The organism is Jejuibacter sp. L23, from assembly GCF_050815825.1.
In the GTDB taxonomy this organism is placed as follows: domain Bacteria; phylum Pseudomonadota; class Gammaproteobacteria; order Enterobacterales; family Enterobacteriaceae; genus Jejubacter; species Jejubacter calystegiae.
Genome location: NZ_CP138199.1, coordinates 3,424,034 through 3,440,309, shown reverse-complemented (window position 1 = coordinate 3,440,309; position 16,276 = coordinate 3,424,034). Strand labels below are relative to the sequence as shown.

The following is a 16,276-nucleotide window of genomic DNA, read 5'->3' as shown; positions in this document are numbered from 1 at the left end:
GGCCTCCCGGATTACATCGGCGGTACGGTACCGTCTTTGCCAGCGGAAATACGGGTAGCGACGCGCTCGCCTTTATCGTCAGTGGCGGAGAACAGTACAATATGGGTACCGGGTTTAAGCAGGCTGCGATCGCCGGGATCGATGGTCACAACTGGCGTATCGTCCGGAACGCTGACATTCTTTTGCTGATCGCCGTACTTAACGGTCAGCGTGCGGCCATTGGCATTCACCAGCTTGCCGATGGTGCCGTTGGTCATGGTATTGGTTTTGCCGTCGGCGGATTCCCAGGGGGAGTGACCTTCACCCGTTCCACGCAGGCTGGCGGCAAAGACGTGCACTTCAAGCGCTTTCAGGCTGCCGTCGGCCTGGGGGACCGCTGCGGTGCCGATAAAGCTGTCCGGCTTGATATCGTCGGTCGATCCTTTAGAAACGCTATATACCTGGGTTTTGTCGTTAAGTTTGACCTCGACCTTTTCACCTTTGCGGTCGGTCAGTTGCAGTTGGGCATCAGAGACCTTGTCGATGGTGCCGCGCAGCGGCGCGATGGCTTTGCCTGGTGCCTGCGCGGCGGTGGCGATACCGCTGCACAGCATCAGGGTGGACAGCAGTAAACCGGCGAGACGTTGTCGTGTATGCATAAATCCTCCTGTAGTCGTTTGTGGGTTAAGCATGGCCTGGCGATCGGGACAGCACCATGTCCGTTTGATGACATTAATGTCATCAAGCAGTGACGCGGAAACTGTTAATCTGTTTGCGAACGTAATGAGGTGGTGAGCATGCGCATATTAGTAGTGGAAGATGATACCGGGACCGGTAATTACCTGAAGAAGGGGCTGACAGAGGCGGGATACGGCGTTGATCTGGCGTGTGACGGTACCGATGGTCTGTTCCGGGCCCTGGAGTACAGTTACGATGCCATTGTGCTGGACGTGATGCTGCCGGGGCTTGATGGCTGGCAGATCATTGACGTTCTGCGCAAGAAAAGCGATGTGCCGATTCTGTTTCTTACCGCCCGCGACGAGGTGCAGGATCGCATCCACGGCCTTGAACTGGGGGCCGACGATTACCTGGTGAAACCCTTTTCGTTTACCGAGCTGGTGCTGCGGCTGCGCACTCTGCTGCGCCGCGGAACGGTACGGGAATCCGATCGCTACACCCTGGCCGATCTGCATATTGATGTGCTGCGGCGTAAAGTAACCCGCCAGGACTGCGTTATTCCGCTGACCAATAAAGAGTTTATGTTGCTGCATCTGCTGGTAAGGCGTGAGGGAGAGGTGCTGTCGCGCACCATGATCGCCTCCCAGGTATGGGATATGAATTTCGACAGCGATACCAACGTGGTGGATGTGGCGATCAAGCGGCTGCGCGCCAAAATTGACCGGCCGTTTGATATCAAACTTATTCATACCGTGCGTGGGATCGGTTACGTCTGTGAGGTGCGTCCATGAGTTTACTGGCCCGGCGCTGGCAGGCGACATCGCTGACGCTGCGTAGCGCCATCCTCTTTGCTCTGGTGGCCGCGCTGGTAGTGAGCGCGGCAGGCGGTTACCTGTATAACGCCATGCGCCAGGAGATGATTTACCGTAGCGATCTGCAGGTGACAGGGCGAATCGAATACTACCGGAATGTGCTGAGCAAACGCTTTCCGCTGGACCGGTTGGTGGCCAATACCGGGATGTTTGAAAATATGCTGGGCAACGAACAGGACGTTTTAATTTTTCGGATCCAGGGGCAGGAGCCGTTAATTAGTGTGAATCCTGGTAGGATTCAACTGCCGTCGGTGACGCCGACGCCGAGCGACCACCCGCAGCTGCTGAGCGCGGTGCGTACCGGAGAAACCCGGCAAGGGGTGCCGTTGCGGGTGGCGTCGGGTCTGGTGAAGCTGGAAGACGGCAGGGTACTGCAAATATCCGTCGCACATGTCATGGTCAACGAACAGAAAATGCTGGCGCGTTACTTGTGGCGTGTGGTGGCGGCGGTGGCGGCGGCTTTCCTGGTGATTGCCCTGTTGGGCTACTGGGTGATGCGTCGCGAACTGCGACCGTTAAGGCGCATGGCCGCAGAGGCGGCGGCCATCACCCCCAGTACCCTGGCAACCCGGTTAAGCGAGCAGGATGCGCCGCAGGAGCTGCAACAGCTGATAGTTTCGTTCAATGCCATGCTTAGCCGACTCAACGAAGGCTATCAGCGTCTGACGCAGTTTTCCGCCGATCTGGCCCATGAGATACGCACGCCGGTAGGGGCATTAATGGGCCAGTGTCAGGTGGCCCTGTATCAGTCGCGCAGCGTTGAAGAGTACGAAACTCTGCTCTCCAGTAATATGGAGGAGCTGGAGCGCATCTCGCGGATGGTGGAAAATATTTTATTCCTGGCGCGGGCCAGCAATGCGCAGTCGGCGCTGAACTACCGCAGCCTGGATATGGCGCAGGAGTTGCAGCGCGTCGCCGACTATTTCGAAGGGCTGGCGGAAGAGCGGGGTATTCGCCTGATCTGCGAAGGGGAAGGGCAGTTATGGGCCGACCCCATGCTGTTTCAGCGGGCTCTAAGCAATCTGGTTGCCAACGCGGTGCGCTATGCCGATGAAGAGAGCCACATTATCCTGCGGGTCGGCACAGAGCAAGGCCGACAGGTGGTAGAGGTGATAAACCAGGGACCCGCGATTGCCGAAGTACATCTGAAAAAACTGTTCGAGCGCTTTTATCGCGTCGATGCCGCGCGCAGCAGCCATGCCAGCGGCCTGGGACTGGCGATCGTACGCGCCATTATGACCCTGCACGGTGGTGAAGTGCACGCCCGATGCCACCCGCAGTCGCCTGCCGCTCAAATTGTTTTTAGTCTGATCTTTCCGGCGAGAGAGGAAAAAAACGCCGCGTGACGGAAAGCAAAAAGCCCGCTAATAAGCGGGCTTCTTTAAATCTGGCGCCACTGACGGGGTGGTGGCATGACGCAACAGGCCGCTGACATCATCGCGGCGCTGAAAAAACAGGGAACGTCGCTGCGGCGGTTTCCCGTAACGCCGGACTGGTGTCCACCACGCTGGCCAACGCTCTTAACCGCCGCTGGCCCAAAGGCGAAAGGCTGATAGCGGAAGCGTTGGGCGTCGCGCCAGAAAAAATCTGGCCTTCGCGTTATCGTTGATGTCCTTCCGGCGCAGCCCGGATACGGAAGCTGCACCGCATTTTGTTTATCTGAATTGTCATAATCCTTTGAACCGCAAAAACAGTTTTCTATTATCGACCTTCTTACCACGAACTAAGCTCCCGCCTGCACGAAATGCTTCATGACCCGAAAGAAGCGCCTGATGTATCAGGATGGCCGCCGTTTTACCGGCAATGCCGCCTTTGAAAACTGCCGGATCTGTCCTCCGATGGATTAAGGATTTCTTCACGCTTTATTATGCTAAGGAAATCACAATGAATCTGATGAATAATTGTGCATCGCCTGCCGTGGATGTTATATTAAAATATAATATTTGGAGGTGCTCTATGTATACCACTCGTCTGAAAAAGGTTGGCGGATCCATCATGCTGGCGGTTCCTCCCGCCGTGCTGAAAACGCTGGGGCTGTCGACGGACAGCGAAGTGGGCATGACCATTGATAATGGCTGCCTGATTATTGAACCCCAGAAGCGGCCCCGTTATTCGCTTGAGGAGCTGCTGGCGCAGTGCGATCCGCATGCCGAAATGAGCGAAGAGGATCGGGAATGGATTGATGCGCCTGCGGTGGGCAAGGAGATCCTGTAAATGGACAGAGGGGAAATCTGGCTTGTTTCACTGGATCCGATTGCCGGTCACGAGCAAAGCGGAAAACGTCCGGTGCTTATCGTATCGAAGGCATCGTTTAACAAGCTGACGCGGCTACCCGTTGTTGTTCCCGTCACCAGCGGTGGAAACTTCGCCCGCGCAGCCGGTTTTACCGTCTCACTGGACGGTGCGGGAACAAAAACAACGGGCGTTATTCGCTGCGACCAGCTCAGAACTATTGATATGGGCACCTGGAGCGGTAAGCGACTGGAACGTATACCTGACGTTGTTGTGAATGAAGTGCTGGCCAGGCTGGAGGCTATTCTGAATTGATGTGTGAGATGCACAAAAGCAAAAAGCCCGCTAACAAGCGGGCTTCTTTAAATCTGGCTCCTCTGACTGGACTCGAACCAGTGACATACGGATTAACAGTCCGCCGTTCTACCGACTGAACTACAGAGGAATCGTGTGAACGGGGCGTAGAGTAATGGGGCTGCCGCTGGCTGTCAACATTAAATCCAGGTATATGATTTAATTGTTGAATTAAGAATCAGTTTGCCGGTTTAATGGACATAGCCATCGTTGGATTCCTGTTCATGCAGGCGGGTGAGGGGCTCCTGGCCGTAAAAGCGGCAGAAACGCTGCCACAGCGAAGGAAAGCGCGGGGCGAACAATTCTGGCGCGCTGAAGAAATATTCCGAGAGCACGGCGAAGCATTCGGCCGGGTCGCTGGCGGCATAGGCGTCGATACTGGCGGCGGCTTCGCCCACCAGATCGATCTCGTCCTGAATATTATCCATGGCCGCATGCAGGTCGTGTTCCCAGCCAGCCACCTCGCGTAGTGGAATGGAGGGAATGCCGCTGGGTCGGTCGCCATTGCGCATATCGAGCTTATGGGCCACTTCGTGCACGATCAGGTTAAAGCCGGAGGCGTCGAAAGAGTCCTGAATATCCAGCCAGTTCAGCACGACAGGCCCCTGCTGCCAGCTCTGCCCGGATTGCACCATGCGCTGATTATGAACCAGCCCCATATCGTCTTCCCATTCGTCGTCCACCACAAAGGGGGCGGGGTAGATCAGGACTTCGTGGAAGCCGTCCAGCCATTCCAGCCCCAGCGACATCACCGGCAGGCAGAACAGTAGGGCGATACGGGCGCGTTTCAGGGGATCCAGCTCAAAACCCTGAAGCGGCACCAGCCGCTTTTGTTGTAGAAAACGTTCGCCCAGCTCAACCAGCGTTTGACACTCCTGGGCAGAGAGAGAGGCTAACAGAGGAACTGAGAGCGCCTCTTCCCAGGGCAATTCCGGGAGAGATGCGTCATGATTTATCTTCCAGGGCCACTTTATCATCGTAACCTGCTCGCAAAGTCGTCACTTAAACAAAAAGGATGGGGGCAGGGCTGTTAAAATGCCAAATTACCTGGCATTATTGCAACCCAACGGAGAGATGCCGGAGCGGCTGAACGGACCGGTCTCGAAAACCGGAGTGGGGGCAACTCCACCGGGGGTTCAAATCCCCCTCTCTCCGCCACTTTCTTTTAATACCCTTCTGAATCATCAATGCGTTTCTGGCTCCTCTCGATTCTGGTATGCCATCAGGTATGGCCGCTCAGGGTTTCACGGGTAAAGCAAAACGTAAAATATCACTGTGCCTGGCTCCCGGGGTAGCATTTTGCGACTATCTCACTGATTTTGTGAGCCCGATCCTGCCCTTTAATCAGCCACCAGGTCAGTTTCTTTACGCAGGCTAAATGCGCGATTTGCACTTCGAGTGTTAAGCAACCAATGGTTCAGGCAGGAAGTATTGTGAATATATCCGGCCCCATACTGAAGTATCCGATTAGCGTAGGTAAAAAGAAACAAGGATGACAATATGGGCATATTGTCATCGACATCACTCTGCTTCATTATTGTCTTTCAGGAAGGATGTGTTGGTGTACTTGCACCAACGATTAGCTAAGTTCGGGATCCACCGGCTTTGAATTAACAAGGATTGAGGTTATACATGAAAGCAGTTTCAACAACGATTTCCCCGGCATTTAATATGATGTCATGGCTGGCTCTGGTCGGCGGTGTTGTGGTCTATCTGATTGGCCTGTGGCGCTCAGATATGGAACTGAACGAAAAAGGTTATTATTTTGCGGTGATGCTGCTTGGGTTGTTTGCATCGGTGTCGTTACAGAAAACCGTACGGGATCGTATGGAAGATATTCCGACCAGCCATATGTATTACATTTCCTGTGTGGCAGCTTTTGCCATCTCTGTTATTCTGCTGGCGATTGGTCTGTGGAATGCTGAGCTGTTACCCAGCGAAAAAGGGTTCTATGCCATCGCTTTTTTCCTGTGCCTGTTTGGTGCGATTTCGGTTCAGAAGAATGTAAGGGACAATCAGGCGGCTTCGGAAAATATTATTCAGAAAAGCGTTACCGAACACCCCATTGTCGATGAAGAGTAATATTAGGGCGTGCAGCTGTTGCTGCACGCCGTGTGTATTGACCCGATGGCTATGGAGTTATTGTGCTTAATCGCCTCGATCGATTGTTAATTGATCCTCCGGTGTTGAACATAACCGGCATTGCCCGTTTTGGCGTGGAGTTTTTCTGGTTTGGTATTAAGGAGCTTCGTGCCTGTCTGTTCGCTGGTCTGTTTTTTATCACTATTTTTTGCGTCCCCCATGGAGGAATGTTTGGCATCTCGCGTTACGACCTGCTGCTGTTTATTGCTCTGACGATCCAGTTCGCGATGGTAGTAGCAAAGCTGGAAACCTGGGATGAAATTAAAGCCATTACGCTGTTCCACCTTCTGGGATTCGGGCTGGAGTTGTTTAAAACCTCGTCGGCAATTGGTTCATGGCACTACCCGGAAAACGGCTGGAGTAAAATAGGCGGCGTGCCGCTATTTAGCGGATTTATGTATGCGGCAGTAGGCAGCTATATTATTCAGTGCTGGCGGCTGTTTGATTTGAAAATTCGCCATCATCCACCGCTGCCTCTGGCTGCGCTTCTTGCGCTGGCATTGTATGCCAATTTCTTCACTCATCACTATATCAATGACTATCGCTGGTATATTGCCGCCGTTGCGCTTGGTATGTATGCCCGTTGTACGGTGATATTCACGCCTTACGATCGCAGTTATCGGATGCCGCTGCTGGTGGCATTTATTCTGATTGGGTTCTTTATCTGGTTGGCTGAGAATCTGGGGACTTTTTTCGGGGTCTGGCGGTATCCGAATCAACTGGGCGCCTGGGCAACAGTGCACGTTGGTAAATGGGGCGCCTGGTCGCTACTGGTAATGATGACCTTTACTATTACGCTATTTCTGAAAGATATTAAGAAGCGCATTCATATTGCGCAGTGAGTTCGGGGTGTCGTTTTCAGTCGTATAACCTGTTGGCTAACGGCATGAATTTTTTAAGGGAGTGAAAATTATGACAATAATAAAAACTATCGGTTTAACTATGGTTTTTTATTATATTCTGGTATCTGCCAGAGCCTGACGAATGATCGCAAGCATCTGAAAAGCGGCAGCGATCCGCGCCAGTTTGCTCAAGTGCTGCCTGGCGCTGTTTAAGTATGACGACGTGGATCCGTAAACGGTGCGTGGCACACCATGTCGCGGGATTAGCGAGATTAAATCAAGGCCTGGTCCGATGAGGATTGTAACGCCATGACCGCAGCCACACTGTCCTGTTCAGCTATTTCAGTAGCACAAAATCAATGTGTATTATCTTAATTTCGGTTTATGTTACTGCCTTGTTGTCTTTTTGGTGGTTTCTTTAATGACGCAATGCGCCTTCACTAGCTTTTTATTCCGTTTTGGTCGTTTTTTGTCCGTCTGTGCTATGGTAAACTAGTGTCTCCCAACCAACCTGACAGAGGATTTTATGGATAACGCCCTTACACCCGCCACCCTGGCTTTCGAATATTTACGTCGCGAGGCGGAAACCTTAACCCCGGCCCAGTACCTGACCCGCGTCAGAAAGCTGCAACTGGAATTCGCCGATCTGATGGAACTGACGTCTACTGAACTGCTCGAAGAGATCTCTTTCGCTACCCGTCTGGGTATCCACTAAGCGCTGGTCGCTCCCCCCTGATATTTTCTGATTTCTGATGCGGCGGCATTGCAGGCTGTCGGCCATTAATAAGGTGCCGCCCGAAATCATCCTGTGTTTGCCCCCGACGGTATTCCCCCTGCGTTCTCTTGCTTTTGTTTTTTACTTTTAATTAACTTAATAATTCATTTTTATTAACCGTGTCTGCGAAACGGAACGCGCCGGAAAATAAACGGGACACTACTCCATGCGAGTAGTTTGATCTGCGTCATAAAAAGGAGCATAGTACGCACGCTTTGTAACCTTTCCTCACATCTATTATGACTGCTTACCAACATATGCTGGTTTTTTATGGGGCGATGGCGCTGCTGTCAGCCATCATTACGTTTTTTCTGGCGAAGGATCGCATAAGTATGAAATTATTGAGTGCCTTGCTGGTTGGCGCTACCTGGCCCATGAGCTTTCCGGTGGCCCTGTTGTTTTCTTTGTTCTGAGTATTAGTTTCGCGCGCGCTACCATAATGTGTGGTTCTTTGATAGAGACACAACCTGAAAAATGTGATAAAAATCACATCGCTCGGGGGGTGCCCGTGCGCGTTAAAACAGTGAAGAAAATAATTGTAGGTAACGTCAGAGCAATGGAAGAAAAACCTGTTCGTGGTCTGGGAGGCCGGATTGCCCTGTGGGCATTTTATGCATTTTGCTTTTATTTTGTCTGGGCCATGTTGCGCTATTTTTGGATCGTCAGCGGCGTGGAATCTCCACCGGGAGATGGTGTGGCGGGGGATATGGGGACTCTGGGTGGTAAATTACTCGGCGCCTTGCTGGGTTTTATGGTGTTGGGGGCCGTTGGCTCGCTACTGGGCGCTATTGCCTGGTATACCCGCCCGCGAGTCCGGTAATATCGCCTTTTCGTTGCGCCAGCGCGGTTGTGGCGTTCTATCGCAGCCGGAAGGGTGATAAAGTCACGGCATCTCTATATGCGTGGACTTTTTTCCCTCTTATGATGGACCAACCCGATTTAATGGCGAGCAGGGCCGCGGAGCAGCCCCAATCGCATGGCGAACGGCAGCAGGAAGAGCGGGCGCTGGCGGCCCGACTGCTGGATATCTACGATAAAAAAACGCTTGTCGCTAAGCTGAACGAACTGGGCGGTAACTGGCGTCCTGAATCTCTGGTGCGCTGGCTGCGCGATACCAGCGTGCGGCGCATGCTAACGGAGCAGGAAGTCCAGTGTCTGCGCGGCTTATTGCCGTCGCCACCCGCCCATTATGCGCGTCCCGCCTTTCGCTTTATCGATCTCTTTGCCGGTATCGGCGGCATCCGTAGCGGCTTTGAAGCCATTGGCGGCGCCTGCGTTTTTACCAGCGAATGGAATAAGCATGCGGTGCGCACCTATAAGGCCAACTGGTACTGCGATCCGCAGGAGCATCACTTCAATGAAGATATCCGCGACGTCACTCTGAGTCATCGCCCTGAAGTCAGCGATAAACAGGCTAGCGAACATATTCGTGACCTGGTGCCGCAGCATGACGTGTTATTGGCGGGCTTTCCCTGCCAGCCTTTCTCTCTGGCGGGAGTCTCGAAAAAGAATGCCCTGGGGCGCGCTCACGGCTTTGCCTGTGAAACCCAGGGGACGCTGTTTTTCGATGTCGCACGCATTATCGCTGCCCGGCGTCCGGCCATTTTTGTGCTCGAGAACGTGAAAAATCTGAAGAGCCACGATAAAGGTAAAACCTTCCGCATTATTATGCAGACCCTGGACGAGCTGGGCTATGAGGTGGCGGATGCGAATGCCAGCAGCCCTGACGATCCTAAAATTATTGATGGCAAACATTTTCTGCCCCAGCACCGCGAACGCATTGTGCTGGTAGGCTTTCGGCGCGATACCGGGTTACACCAGGGTTTTAGTCTGCGCTCCCTGGAGCAATATTATCCGCAGCGGCGTCCCACCTTTGGTGAGCTGCTGGAGCCGCAGGTAGCGGAAAAATATATCCTGACGCCAACCCTGTGGCGCTACCTTTATCAGTATGCCCGCAAGCATAAGGAAAAGGGCAATGGCTTTGGGTACGGTCTGGTAGATCCGCTTAATCCCCACAGCGTGGCGCGCACGCTTTCCGCTCGGTACTATAAAGACGGCGCCGAAATCCTGGTGGACCGCGGCTGGGATCGCCCGCTGGGCGAGAAGGATTTTGGCGATAAGCAGAATCAGCAACGGCGCCCGCGCCGTCTGACGCCCCGTGAATGCGCTCGTCTGATGGGTTTTGAGGCGCCAGGCGCATCACAGTTCGCGATCCCGGTTTCCGATACCCAGGCTTACCGACAGTTCGGCAATTCGGTGGTGGTCCCGGCGTTCGCCGCGGTGGCCCGGCTGCTGGAAAGCCGCATCCTGCAGGCGTCGCGCATGCGCCAGGAGGAAATGGATGGCGGACGTACACGACAGTAAAACGCGCAGTAAAAACATGCGGGCTATCGCCACGCGCGATACCGCCATTGAACAGCGTCTGGCGCGGTTACTGACCTCGCTGGGCGTTGAATTCCGTACTCAGGACGCCGCGCTTGCCGGGCGTCCTGACTTTGTCGTCGATCACTACCGCTGCATTCTCTTCACGCATGGTTGCTTCTGGCACCACCATGACTGCCATCTGTTTAAGGTACCGGCCACCCGTACCGAGTTCTGGATGACCAAGATAGGCAGTAACGTTGCCCGGGACAGGCGCGATATCTCGCGCCTGTTGGGCGAAGGGTGGCGTGTTATGGTGGTCTGGGAGTGTGCCTTGCGTGGCCGACATCGGCTGGACGATCCTGCCCTGGAGACCCGGCTGGAAGAGTGGCTGTGCGAAGGGGGAAACTATGCAGAGATAGACACCCGCGGTATTCACGCCCCACAGCCGCCCGTAGCCTGACCCTTTTACGCTGAATCTCACCGTTTTCATTTCCGCGATGGACGTTTTGCTCCATAATTATTAGCAATTTAACAACATCAGAAAGGTAGGTAATTTTGGCCGGGGGTAGTCTGTTAACGTTACTGGATGATATCGCCACGCTGTTGGATGATATCTCCGTTATGGGGAAAGTCGCCGCGAAGAAAACCGCTGGGGTGCTGGGCGACGATCTGTCGCTGAACGCCCAGCAGGTCACAGGAGTACGCGCCAATCGCGAACTACCGGTGGTGTGGGGCGTCGCTAAAGGCTCGTTTCTGAACAAGCTAATTCTGGTGCCGCTGGCGCTTATTATTAGCGCCTTTGCCCCCTGGGCTATTACGCCATTATTGATGCTGGGTGGGGCGTTTCTCTGTTTTGAGGGGGCTGAGAAAGTCATTCATAGCTTTGCCCACCGTGGAGACAGCAAGTCGGCCGAAGCGCGTCAGCAGCGGCTGGAGACGGTTGCTGCTGGCGATCCGCGCGCTTTTGAACGTGACAAAGTTAAGGGCGCCATTCGCACCGATTTTATTCTGTCGGCGGAAATTGTCGCCATCACCCTGGGCATTGTGGCCGAAGCGCCGCTGCTGAATCAGGTCCTGATACTGGCGGGTGTCGCCATTCTGGTCACCGTTGGGGTGTATGGTCTGGTGGGGCTTATCGTGAAGCTGGACGATATGGGTTACTGGCTGGTGGAGCGACAACCGGCACCGGCGCGGCTGCTGGGGAAAGGGTTACTGGCCCTGGCACCTCTGCTGATGAAGGTGCTGACCATTGTGGGTACTCTGGCGATGTTTCTGGTGGGGGGCGGTATCGTGGTTCACGGCATTCCCGTGCTGCACCACCTGATCGAGCAGTGGAGCGCGATGGGCGGTGCCGTGGTGGCCGCTGTGCTGCCACAACTGATGAATCTGGTTATCGGTTTTATTCTGGGCGCGGTACTGCTGTTACTGATTTCGTTGTTCAACCGGATGCGCGGCAAGTCCGACCACTGAGCAATCAGAAAAAAATAGGGAATTTTCCCTAAGCAAAAGCCGCTTTTCCTGGCTATACCTGAATAACTTTTTTCAGACAGGAGACGGCAATGCTGTTTATGATCGGAGATGAGGTCAGACATAAAAGCGGCGGCCAGAGGATGATTGTCACCGGCATCTCCAGCGGAATGGTGGAATGCCGCTGGTATGATGGCCGCAGCGTCAGGCGTGAAGCCTTCCATGAGAATGAACTGCAGCCAGAACACCTGGATGCGCGGGTGGAAGTGCGCGCCTGAGTTTTACCCCATTATCATGTTGTCAGCGCGCTGTGGGATTTGGGGCAGCGCGCTGAAGCCTGTGCGTTATACCGGGCTCTACAAAACTTTGCATTTTTAGCGCTTTTTCATAAGAAGTTTCTTGCCGTTAGTGCGCTAAGTTTCTGACATAATAGACTCCCCACGTTTTCGATGCGTTTAACAATGCTTGATACAGCGCGTTTGGGAGCCCACTCAAATCAGGGAGTGCTGTCGTGTTAGCGGATCGCAGTCAGCGAAAATCGTTTTTCAAAAATCCGCGCCGGGTTGTTAACATTTGCTTCACTTTCGTGTTTATCTGCTCGACGCTTCTCACATGGCGTGAAATGGCGGTACTGGAAGATGCCTGGATCTCAAACCAGCGTAATAGCCTTGATAATGTCGCCACCGCACTCGACAGGCAGCTTCAGCACAGCGTAGACAACTTGTTGTTTTATCGAAATATTATGAGTTATGCGCTACGCTATCCCATCTCTACCGATAAAAGTCGTCAGGCTATGGCCGATTTTGAGCGCCAGCGTACCCACGAACACTGGCAGATTAAGCTGGATGTGAACCGCAGTATGCCCCTTAACGGCGTTTCCGATGAATTTGTCGGCACCAGTGGGCTGCTATTGCGCGATGCCGACTACCTTCACGGAGAATTGAGCGGGGCGCTGGAGTTTAGCTATATCCTGCAACTGTCCGACAACAGCCGCGATCTTCAGCATCGTACCTATTATGTCTCCCGGGCCGGGTTTTATATCTCCAGCCGTCCGCCACGCAACGATGAACAGTTGGTATCCCGCTACTATCGCCAGGTGGCGCGGCCGTATTTCGCGCAGCATTCAGAGCGCTACAACAAGGGTAGGGGGCTTATCTGGGATCACACCTGGGATCCGACCCGTGGCGGCGATCAGGTGATCACCGCCAGCGTGCCGCTCGATTATGAACATCGCTGGTACGGCGTGCTGGCGATGGACTTTACCATTGACTCTATGCACCAGTTTCTGCAGCGTGCGCTACAGGACGGGAATGAGGGTGTGGTACTGCTTTACGATCGCAAATTTAATGCGATTGCCACCAGTGCCGATGCGATGCCGGAAGGCAAAATGTTTACCCCTACCCAGTTGGCCCAGTTGGCCAGAGCGATGGAGAGCAAGAACGAAGGGGAGATACGCATGGCCCACAGTGTCGTCACCTGGGATAAACTCAACAATTTCGACGGCGTGCTGGTGAAGATTCACTCACTGGACGAAGGGATACGCGGCGAATTCGGGCGTATCAGCGTCGTACTGGGCCTGTTGTGGGTGCTGTTCAGCGCGATGTTGGGCGGCTCCTGGCTGCTGATTCATCGGTTGGTTAAAAATATGATGAATCTGCAAAGTACCCTGAGCTGGCGCGCCAACTACGATACCCTGACCCGGCTCTATAATCGCGGCGCTTTCTTCGATCAGGCGCAGTACCTGGCGGACTACTGTCGCCAGAGTGGACAATCCTTTGCGGTGATTCAGCTCGATCTTGACCACTTTAAGAGCATTAATGACCGCTTTGGCCATGATTCCGGGGATCGGGTTCTGGCCAGTGCTGGCGCTATTCTTAGCGCCTCACTGCGCGGTGATGATATTGCCGGTCGTATTGGCGGTGAGGAGTTCTGCGTTGTCTTACCGGGCTCTTCCCTGAACCAGGCCAGCGCGGTCGCCGAACGGATACGTGAGCGTATTAACGGCAAGGAGATTCTGGTGCGTAGCGGGCAGACGCTGCACATTAGCGCTTCATTCGGCGTGAGCTGCTCACAGGAGCACGGCGACTATGATTTTGAACATCTGCAGTCTATTGCGGACGGGCGCCTGTACAAGGCTAAAGAGGGCGGTCGCAACCGCGTTTGCGATAGCGATTAACGGAGCAGGCTAACAGGCATCGGTTTCAGCGGGCAAATGAGCTTTAGGTGCGATTTCTGCGCCTTATGCCCCTTACCGGGTATTAGCTGAATCCTTTCATGTCTGATGCTGGCGCCACAGGCAGATGTGCACAACATTAAACCTGAGAATATTCTTAAACCAGGGTAAATCTTATTAGGATAAAAAACTGGTTAAAACGGTGTAAGCCTGCATGAAACTTGGGGATTAGACGTATTTGCCCGATAATGTGAAAAGGTAAGCCGTTTTTTTGTGGAAACTTATCCTTGTCTTACAAAAAATTTGCAGATATGTTTGACGCACATCAGATTTCCTGGTGTGACGAATTTTCAAGTGCTTTCTTGCATAACTGCAAGTTTCATCCCGGCCCCGGCCGGGATGTTTTTCTTCAGCTGTTAATCTCTGTGACGCTGAAATCCTTAATATCCAGCTCAAAGGCTTCCGCCAGTTCACCCCAGGTATGTGACATTCTGCCATCCACGCTAACGCGTTGCGGATCGTCGGCGCTACCGGCAAAGCGCACCTCGCTTTCGCTGATTTCGTTGATCGCCGCCAGCAGTGCATCAACATCGACGTCAGAATCGGTTTTCGCGCTCTTCATACCTTGCTCCTGATTTGCCGGTTTACCCAATTAACAGTATAGCTGACAGGGATATGGCCGCGCGTTTGATAGCCTGAACTTTGACGTCGATCGGCGTGGCGGGCACCTGTGCAAACTGGGGCATGCGGGTTAAAATCGTATCTGGACAGGTGAGTAACGTATTGGCAACTCAGGAGGATGAAGTCTATGCAGGTTAACGATCGGGTAACGGTTAAAACCGATGGCGGTCCGCGCCGACCAGGGCGGGTTCTGGCCATTGAAGAGTTTAGTGAAGGCACCATGTTTCTGGTGTCGCTGGAGGATTACCCGATGGGCATCTGGTTCTTTAATGATAAAGGACACCCGGACGGTATTTTTGTTGAAAAGGCGGAGTAACTCCGCCTGAAGTTCCGAAACGAGCCAGCCAGCTTGCCGTTCGGAAATCGTACCAGGCCGCTGCTGATACTGGCTTAATCTCTCACGGCCATAAGCAATAAGCCAGGGTTCGGTATCAGTCCACGGGCATCGCAATAGGATCCGGGCTGAGGTTCGAGCCAGGGCAGTGGTTGTCTTTAGCGCATATTAACGAAGATCCCATTGGTTACGTTGTCCGCAAGGCGCACGACGTGATAGATAACCTGTTTATTATGGGTCTTGATTTTCCGTTTGATATTGCCTTTATGTGACGAGACTGTCTTTGCTTTAATATTCATCTGATCTGATATCTGAATAGTATCCTGACCCGACATCCACATACGTAACATGCTGGATTCGGTTCGGCTTAAAGACAGGGTAGGCAAATTGATATTCCGGATACACTGCTCATCTTTTGTTAAATAATTGCCAAGAATTTCATCAAGTGATTCAGGTTTAATCGATTTAGAGCTAATTAGTAGATTTTTGCGCACCAGCAGATATTCATCAAAATGAATATTGGCAATCGCCATGAAGACAATGAAAAGGGTCTCCGGATGCTGATTAATGATCTGCTTAATGTGCTGGCTACTTTCTGAATCGTGGATGAAACAGTCCTCATTAATAAACACCACGTGAGGATGTCGTGATGCACAGGTTTCTTCCAACTCGCTCGCCGTTTCCACGTCGACTATCTGCCGTTTTCTCACCCCGCGACTGACCAGGTAACCGGTGAGCCCCAGTCGGGTGTAGCTGCATAAGTCCATAATAATCGTTGACATAGCAAACCCTCACTAAACGCGTTATCCGTTAAAGCACAACGATACCGGGATAATGTTTCATCTAATCCGCATACCTGAGATCCTCAGACACCGGCAAAAACCAGGAATGATGAACGGGGCCGCTAAATATGGATCCAAACACCAGCACAGAGAGCCGTAGCGCACGGTGCTGAAGCATTTCAGGCGCCAACACTATCCCGTAAAGTTACGTATAATTTGCCAGGAAAGTTCTCAAAGTAAAGTAAATGTTGCGTTATGTGAAGAGTCTTAAATCATTTAATCCCCGTCAGATATATCCTGGGGAGTATTATTAAAAATCAACTTTAGGATTTTCCTTACTTTAGATGATTAAGACCATACAAAACCGGTGGGTTAGTGTTGTGATTTAATTGCTATCGATATCTGAAAAATAAGCTAAGCTGATGACTCTTCTTTTTATTACAGCCAGCCATTGTCGGAGGATTCTCTTTGTTGGCCGACATTCAGCCGCATTTCGCGGCAGAATCATCAGCATAGCGGGAATTTAGGCTTAATTCCCGGCGTGAAATCCGTTAGATTGGGGAGATGAGTCGGGAAGTGGGTTCCCGGCGACAGTCACTGA

General features: G+C 52.9%; 19 protein-coding genes, 2 tRNA genes and 1 pseudogene. 17 read left to right on the top strand and 5 right to left on the bottom strand.

From position 1 onward, the window contains the following. Positions 1–11: 11 nt before the first annotated feature. Positions 12–638 (bottom strand): hypothetical protein, encoded by a 627-nt coding sequence (locus SCU88_RS16495; protein ID WP_138098154.1) that lies wholly within the window; start codon positions 636–638, stop codon positions 12–14. Positions 639–776: 138 nt separating this feature from the next. Here SCU88_RS16495 and SCU88_RS16490 point away from each other — a divergent pair, with 138 nt between their 5' ends. From SCU88_RS16490 to SCU88_RS16470, 5 genes and pseudogenes are all read left to right on the top strand, one after another. Further along, the gene (locus SCU88_RS16490) at positions 777–1,448 is read left to right on the top strand and encodes a heavy metal response regulator transcription factor (RefSeq protein WP_138098152.1); all 672 of its coding nucleotides are present in this window, start codon (positions 777–779) and stop codon (positions 1,446–1,448) included. Further along, positions 1,445–2,875 (top strand): heavy metal sensor histidine kinase, encoded by a 1,431-nt coding sequence (locus tag SCU88_RS16485; protein WP_175342236.1) that lies wholly within the window; start codon positions 1,445–1,447, stop codon positions 2,873–2,875. Before SCU88_RS16490 ends, SCU88_RS16485 begins: the two co-directional genes overlap by 4 nt. Positions 2,876–2,941: 66 nt before the next feature. Further along, positions 2,942–3,138, top strand: a pseudogene (locus SCU88_RS16480) (helix-turn-helix domain-containing protein). A 347-nt stretch (positions 3,139–3,485) separates the two neighbouring features. Beyond that, positions 3,486–3,743, top strand: a complete 258-nt coding sequence (locus tag SCU88_RS16475) for an AbrB/MazE/SpoVT family DNA-binding domain-containing protein (RefSeq protein WP_138098144.1) — start codon at positions 3,486–3,488, stop codon at positions 3,741–3,743. Next, on the top strand, positions 3,744–4,076 hold the full coding sequence (locus SCU88_RS16470; RefSeq protein ID WP_175342237.1) for a type II toxin-antitoxin system PemK/MazF family toxin: 333 nt from the start codon (positions 3,744–3,746) through the stop codon (positions 4,074–4,076). A gap of 54 nt (positions 4,077–4,130) precedes the next feature. On the opposite strand, the gene SCU88_RS16465 is transcribed toward SCU88_RS16470, so the two are convergent. Together SCU88_RS16465 and mtfA are read right to left on the bottom strand one after the other, a co-directional pair. Beyond that, positions 4,131–4,206, bottom strand: a tRNA-Asn gene (locus tag SCU88_RS16465). A 100-nt stretch (positions 4,207–4,306) separates the two neighbouring features. Further along, the gene (gene mtfA / locus SCU88_RS16460; RefSeq protein ID WP_138098140.1) at positions 4,307–5,092 is read right to left on the bottom strand and encodes a DgsA anti-repressor MtfA; all 786 of its coding nucleotides are present in this window, start codon (positions 5,090–5,092) and stop codon (positions 4,307–4,309) included. Between the two features lie 91 nt (positions 5,093–5,183). Between mtfA and SCU88_RS16455 the strand changes: the two genes are divergently transcribed. The 11 genes from SCU88_RS16455 (at position 5,184) to dgcQ (ending at position 13,881) form a co-directional block, all read left to right on the top strand. Further along, positions 5,184–5,273, top strand: a tRNA-Ser gene (locus tag SCU88_RS16455). 474 nt (positions 5,274–5,747) lie between these two features. After that, a complete protein-coding gene (yiaA, locus tag SCU88_RS16450) occupies positions 5,748–6,197 on the top strand; it encodes an inner membrane protein YiaA (RefSeq protein WP_138098138.1) in 450 nt (149 codons plus the stop codon). A gap of 62 nt (positions 6,198–6,259) precedes the next feature. Further along, positions 6,260–7,099, top strand: a complete 840-nt coding sequence (locus tag SCU88_RS16445) for a DUF817 family protein (protein WP_175342238.1) — start codon at positions 6,260–6,262, stop codon at positions 7,097–7,099. A gap of 526 nt (positions 7,100–7,625) precedes the next feature. Next, positions 7,626–7,814: a YdiH family protein gene (locus tag SCU88_RS16440; RefSeq protein ID WP_138098134.1), complete on the top strand. Its 189-nt coding sequence runs from the start codon at positions 7,626–7,628 to the stop codon at positions 7,812–7,814. A 299-nt stretch (positions 7,815–8,113) separates the two neighbouring features. Then, positions 8,114–8,287, top strand: a complete 174-nt coding sequence (locus tag SCU88_RS16435; RefSeq protein ID WP_175342239.1) for a GhoT/OrtT family toxin — start codon at positions 8,114–8,116, stop codon at positions 8,285–8,287. Positions 8,288–8,430: 143 nt separating this feature from the next. Continuing rightward, positions 8,431–8,694, top strand: coding sequence for a cell division protein DrpB (drpB, locus tag SCU88_RS16430; RefSeq protein ID WP_138098130.1), 264 nt, complete (start codon positions 8,431–8,433; stop codon positions 8,692–8,694). Positions 8,695–8,798: 104 nt separating this feature from the next. Beyond that, the gene (locus tag SCU88_RS16425) at positions 8,799–10,238 is read left to right on the top strand and encodes a DNA cytosine methyltransferase (RefSeq protein ID WP_138099287.1); all 1,440 of its coding nucleotides are present in this window, start codon (positions 8,799–8,801) and stop codon (positions 10,236–10,238) included. Next, on the top strand, positions 10,216–10,698 hold the full coding sequence (locus SCU88_RS16420; RefSeq protein WP_138098128.1) for a very short patch repair endonuclease: 483 nt from the start codon (positions 10,216–10,218) through the stop codon (positions 10,696–10,698). The genes SCU88_RS16425 and SCU88_RS16420 overlap by 23 nt, the downstream gene beginning before the upstream one ends. A gap of 95 nt (positions 10,699–10,793) precedes the next feature. Further along, positions 10,794–11,708 carry a DUF808 family protein gene (locus tag SCU88_RS16415; RefSeq protein WP_175342240.1) on the top strand — a complete coding sequence of 305 codons (915 nt, stop codon included), beginning with the start codon at positions 10,794–10,796 and terminating at the stop codon, positions 11,706–11,708. An 89-nt stretch (positions 11,709–11,797) separates the two neighbouring features. Then, positions 11,798–11,983 (top strand): YodC family protein, encoded by a 186-nt coding sequence (locus SCU88_RS16410; protein WP_138098124.1) that lies wholly within the window; start codon positions 11,798–11,800, stop codon positions 11,981–11,983. A gap of 233 nt (positions 11,984–12,216) precedes the next feature. After that, the gene (dgcQ, locus tag SCU88_RS16405) at positions 12,217–13,881 is read left to right on the top strand and encodes a cellulose biosynthesis regulator diguanylate cyclase DgcQ (protein WP_175342241.1); all 1,665 of its coding nucleotides are present in this window, start codon (positions 12,217–12,219) and stop codon (positions 13,879–13,881) included. A 406-nt stretch (positions 13,882–14,287) separates the two neighbouring features. Here dgcQ and SCU88_RS16400 read toward each other — a convergent pair whose 3' ends face one another. Beyond that, on the bottom strand, positions 14,288–14,500 hold the full coding sequence (locus SCU88_RS16400) for a DUF2525 domain-containing protein (RefSeq protein WP_138098120.1): 213 nt from the start codon (positions 14,498–14,500) through the stop codon (positions 14,288–14,290). Positions 14,501–14,686: 186 nt separating this feature from the next. Here SCU88_RS16400 and dsrB point away from each other — a divergent pair, with 186 nt between their 5' ends. Then, entirely contained in the window at positions 14,687–14,875 is a 189-nt protein-coding gene (gene dsrB, locus SCU88_RS16395) for a protein DsrB (protein ID WP_175342250.1), read from the top strand. A 176-nt stretch (positions 14,876–15,051) separates the two neighbouring features. Here dsrB and rcsA read toward each other — a convergent pair whose 3' ends face one another. Continuing rightward, complete coding sequence (gene rcsA / locus SCU88_RS16390; RefSeq protein WP_138098116.1) at positions 15,052–15,675, bottom strand: transcriptional regulator RcsA; 624 nt, start codon at positions 15,673–15,675, stop codon at positions 15,052–15,054. Between the last annotated feature and the right edge of the window lie 601 nt (positions 15,676–16,276).

What these genes read in the sequence shown, in the direction of transcription:
- SCU88_RS16495 (WP_138098154.1), bottom strand. Translation starts at nt 638, where the DNA reads ATGCATACACGACAACGTCTCGCCGGTTTACTGCTGTCCACCCTGATG.
- SCU88_RS16490 (WP_138098152.1), top strand. Translation starts at nt 777, where the DNA reads ATGCGCATATTAGTAGTGGAAGATGATACCGGGACCGGTAATTACCTG.
- SCU88_RS16485 (WP_175342236.1), top strand. Translation starts at nt 1,445, where the DNA reads ATGAGTTTACTGGCCCGGCGCTGGCAGGCGACATCGCTGACGCTGCGT.
- SCU88_RS16475 (WP_138098144.1), top strand. Translation starts at nt 3,486, where the DNA reads ATGTATACCACTCGTCTGAAAAAGGTTGGCGGATCCATCATGCTGGCG.
- SCU88_RS16470 (WP_175342237.1), top strand. Translation starts at nt 3,744, where the DNA reads ATGGACAGAGGGGAAATCTGGCTTGTTTCACTGGATCCGATTGCCGGT.
- mtfA (WP_138098140.1), bottom strand. Translation starts at nt 5,092, where the DNA reads ATGATAAAGTGGCCCTGGAAGATAAATCATGACGCATCTCTCCCGGAA.
- yiaA (WP_138098138.1), top strand. Translation starts at nt 5,748, where the DNA reads ATGAAAGCAGTTTCAACAACGATTTCCCCGGCATTTAATATGATGTCA.
- SCU88_RS16440 (WP_138098134.1), top strand. Translation starts at nt 7,626, where the DNA reads ATGGATAACGCCCTTACACCCGCCACCCTGGCTTTCGAATATTTACGT.
- SCU88_RS16435 (WP_175342239.1), top strand. Translation starts at nt 8,114, where the DNA reads ATGACTGCTTACCAACATATGCTGGTTTTTTATGGGGCGATGGCGCTG.
- drpB (WP_138098130.1), top strand. Translation starts at nt 8,431, where the DNA reads ATGGAAGAAAAACCTGTTCGTGGTCTGGGAGGCCGGATTGCCCTGTGG.
- SCU88_RS16425 (WP_138099287.1), top strand. Translation starts at nt 8,799, where the DNA reads ATGGACCAACCCGATTTAATGGCGAGCAGGGCCGCGGAGCAGCCCCAA.
- SCU88_RS16420 (WP_138098128.1), top strand. Translation starts at nt 10,216, where the DNA reads ATGGCGGACGTACACGACAGTAAAACGCGCAGTAAAAACATGCGGGCT.
- SCU88_RS16410 (WP_138098124.1), top strand. Translation starts at nt 11,798, where the DNA reads ATGCTGTTTATGATCGGAGATGAGGTCAGACATAAAAGCGGCGGCCAG.
- SCU88_RS16400 (WP_138098120.1), bottom strand. Translation starts at nt 14,500, where the DNA reads ATGAAGAGCGCGAAAACCGATTCTGACGTCGATGTTGATGCACTGCTG.
- dsrB (WP_175342250.1), top strand. Translation starts at nt 14,687, where the DNA reads ATGCAGGTTAACGATCGGGTAACGGTTAAAACCGATGGCGGTCCGCGC.
- rcsA (WP_138098116.1), bottom strand. Translation starts at nt 15,675, where the DNA reads ATGTCAACGATTATTATGGACTTATGCAGCTACACCCGACTGGGGCTC.